At 55.2% G+C, this 3668-nt stretch carries 3 protein-coding genes; all 3 read left to right on the top strand.

Going from position 1 to position 3668, the window contains the following annotated elements; translation table 11 throughout:
* Nucleotides 1–753, top strand: a 753-nt coding sequence (locus QZ522_RS18395; protein WP_294615017.1) for an RNA ligase family protein, incomplete at its 5' end; no start/stop codon positions are given.
* Nucleotides 746–1897, top strand: coding sequence for an AAA family ATPase (locus QZ522_RS18400; protein WP_294615020.1), 1152 nt, complete (start codon nt 746–748; stop codon nt 1895–1897). The genes QZ522_RS18395 and QZ522_RS18400, both read left to right, overlap by 8 nt.
* Nucleotides 1898–2029: 132 nt before the next feature.
* Entirely contained in the window at nt 2030–3415 is a 1386-nt protein-coding gene (locus QZ522_RS18405; RefSeq protein WP_294615022.1) for an IS1182 family transposase, read from the top strand.
* The last annotated feature ends 253 nt before the right edge of the window (nt 3416–3668 follow it).

A 3668-nucleotide genomic window follows, 5' to 3' on the forward strand; every position in this document is an offset into this window, starting at 1 on the left:
GATATGGCGGACGGCAAACCGATTAAAGACCTCAAAGGGCAACACCTTGTCGTTGAGGAAAAGCTCGACGGGGCGAACTCCGCTGTGTCCTTTGACACGGACGGAACTCTGTTGTTGCAAAGCCGTGGTCATTATTTGACCGGTGGTGGGCGTGAGCGCCACTTTGCTTTGCTCAAAACTTGGGCTGCGGCACATACCCATGTCCTGCAACCGGTGCTGGGCCATCGCTTCGTCATGTACGGTGAATGGATGTATGCCAAGCACACAGTTTTCTACGACTGTCTGCCCCACTACTTTATGGAGTTCGACGTGTTGGACCGCGATACCGGTGAATTCCTCAGTACCATCGCCCGCCGGTCATTGCTGACGGGCTTGCCGATCATGCCGGTGCCTGTGGTGCATGAAGGTGAGGTTACATCCGTTGATCACATGAACGGCATGGTGCGGCCTTCACCGTACAAGTCTGATGCTTGGAGAGATGTTCTGGGGTTTGTAGCGGAGCGGTCGGGGAGTCGTCCGGATATGGTTGATCAGCAAACTGAAGATAGCGATTTGGCTGAGGGGCTGTACCTGAAACAGGAAGATGCGGATCACGTGCAGGATCGGTTCAAGTTTGTGCGGGCCGACTTTTTGCAAGCCATCCAAGCCGCCGATGGTCATTGGCATGATCGTCCGATCTTGCCGAATGCCTTGGCGGATGGTGTTGATATCTTCGCCCCGGTGCTGGGTATTGAGGGTGCGTACGATGCGTAAAACAATGAAGTCGCGCGTCACCCATGATCAACTTTTGTCGCTTGTACCAACCGGCCCGCTTTGGCGGGTCGATTGGGCTGCGATCTGGTCGTTATGGCCTGAATTGACGAAGTTGGACACATGCCCCCAGGACCCAATCCACCATGGAGAAGGCGACGTGGGCACACATACGCGCATGGTAGTTGAGGCACTGGTGGATGATCATGAATGGCAAACATTGCCTCAAGACGATCAAGATTATCTGTTTTGGGCGGCGGTGCTGCATGATGTTGGCAAACCTGCTGTCACCAAACATGAAGATGATGGCCGCATCTCTTCTCGTGGTCATTCGAGAGTTGGGGCCTCAATCGCACGTCAGCTGCTGTGGCATGCCGGGTCGCCCTTGGCATGGCGCGAAGCCTTGTGTGGGATCATTGCACAACACCAACTGCCGTTTTGGTTGATCGAACGTCCTGATCCAAACCGGTTGGCGATTGAAACATCGTGGCGGTGTCGCCCTGACCACTTATGTCTCCACGCTAGGGCCGATGCCTTGGGGCGGATTTGTGAAGATCAGCAGGCCGTCTTGGAGAACGTCAGTCTAGCCACGGTGACGTTCCACGAAGCAGGGTGCTTGAATGGCCCTTTCACTTTTGCAAATGACGAAAGCCGCGTTTCTTTCTTCGATATTGAAGATCGTGATCCGCACTATGCTGCTCATGAGGACTTCCGATGCACGGTCACTGTGATGTCTGGCCTACCGGGCGCAGGCAAGGATACATGGATAGCCAAGCATCGGCCTGATCATCCTGTCGTCAGTCTTGATCTGATCCGTGATGAATTGGGCGTCAAGGCCACCGAAAACCAAGGGCGAGTTATCCAAGCTGCCCATGAACGGGCCAGAGAGCATCTGCGGGCAGGCACGGACTTTGTTTGGAACGCCACAAACGTGACCAGGTTGAACAGGTCAAAGGTGTTGCGACTGTTGCGTGATTACGACGCGAAGATCGAGATCGTCTACGTGGAAGTTCTTCCAGACCAACTCAGACGTCAAAACAAGGATCGGCCAGACGCTGTACCAGAAGGTGTGCTTGATCATCTGGCTCGAAAACTGGAACCACCTGAAACGTGGGAAGCACACCAAGTTTTGGCAACATCTACTTAGGTGGTTATTCCCAGAAGCCGACTTTCGCTGCATTGCCAAATTCTTGCAGAATGGGCGTATTTTGTTGAAAAACTCTTCCTTGATTGCGACCTGAACTACTGATTCAATTCCCATATTGTGGGGGATTTGGCGATGTTGGGACCGAGGCAAGAAGCGCAGGCGGCACTGTTTTACGAGTTTTCGCTGGAAGATCATGTCCCACAAGATCACCTGCTGCGATCCATTGATCGTTTCGTCGACCTGAGCAGCGCTCGCGCCTATCTGGCAGATTTCTACAGCCACACGGGCCGCCCTTCCGTCGATCCTGAACTGCTGATCCGGATGCTGTTGGTTGGCTATTGCTTTGGCATCCGGTCCGAGCGGCGGCTCTGTGAAGAGGTTCATCTGAACCTCGCGTATCGTTGGTTCTGCCGCCTCGACCTAAGCGATCGCGTTCCCGATCATTCAACGTTTTCCAAGAACCGGCATGGGCGTTTTCGCGACAGCGAACTTCTGCGACACCTGTTCGAGACGACCGTCGCCCGCTGTATCGAGGAAGGTCTCGCCAGCGGTCAGCGCATGGCAGTCGATGCCAGTTTGATCGAAGCCGATGCGAAAAAGCAAAACTCAACACCGAAGGAAGAATGGGATGCGTCGTCCATCGATGCCGTAGATGCACCCCGCGCAGTCCGAGAGTATCTCGACACGCTCGACGAGGCCGCGTTTGGAGCGGCGAGCGATGTCCAACCCAAGTTCACCTCGCATTCCGATCCCGCCAGTCAGTGGACAGCAGCCCGCAAAGGCCCTGCATTCTTTAGCTATTCCGACAATTATCTCATCGACACGGATCACGGTGTCATCTTGGATGTGGAACCCACACGCTCCATCCGGCAAGCCGAGGTCGGATCGACAAAAACCATGCTGACGCGGGTGAAAGAAAAGTTCGGCTTGGTCCCTGACTGGATGATCGCCGACACAGCCTATGGTTCAGGCCCAATGCTCGGCTGGCTCGTGGAGCGCAAGATCGATCCTTACATCCCTGTGATTGACAAGGCCGGACGCCCCGATGGGACATGGACACGCACAGATTTCGATTGGGATGCAGAGAATAATCAATACATCTGCCCCGAGGGTCGCGCGCTCAAGCAGTTCCGCCGGAATTACTCTGATCCGAACCGGGGACCGACGGGCAAGGGCACAGCCCGCTATCGCGCCTTGAAAGAAGTCTGCCAGGTCTGCCCGTCCAAGCAAAAATGCTGCCCTAACGCTGATGCGCGCAAGATCACCCGCGAAGAGCACGAAGATGCGCGTCAGGTCGCCAGGGATCTGGCCAAGACCGAAGAATACCAGATCGCGATGAAGCTCAGAAAGAAGGTCGAAATGCTCTTCGCCCACCTCAAACGCATTCTCGGGCTGGGACGACTACGATTACGCGGGCCTTGCGGCGCAAATGACGAATTCCTCCTCGCCGCTACCGCCCAGAACCTCAGAAAACTGGCCAAGATCTTTCCTGCACCGCAGCAAACGAGAAAAGCCTGATAAGAAAGGCACTCGCGCGCAGATCAAAACACCAATTTCTGCGCTCGCAGCACGTTGTTTTTCAACAGAATCGGCGGAAAGCTGCCGTTAGCTGCGTCCGCGAAGGTTTCGAGCAACATCGGTGGAAGCAGCCATTCGAAGCTCAATCCGCCAGGGCATCAATGCTGCACAGGGCACCAAGGTCAGGAATGCGCAGAGAGCGACCTTTGCAAAGTCTACCTTTCGGCCTGGAAACACAGCCCTCGACCGCTGC

It is taken from the genome of uncultured Roseovarius sp. (genome assembly GCF_913054395.1).
Lineage (GTDB): Bacteria > Pseudomonadota > Alphaproteobacteria > Rhodobacterales > Rhodobacteraceae > Roseovarius.

Excerpts from the sequence above, each read along its gene's own strand:
- QZ522_RS18400 (WP_294615020.1), top strand. The coding sequence starts at position 746 with ATGCGTAAAACAATGAAGTCGCGCGTCACCCATGATCAACTTTTGTCG.
- QZ522_RS18405 (WP_294615022.1), top strand. The coding sequence starts at position 2,030 with ATGTTGGGACCGAGGCAAGAAGCGCAGGCGGCACTGTTTTACGAGTTT.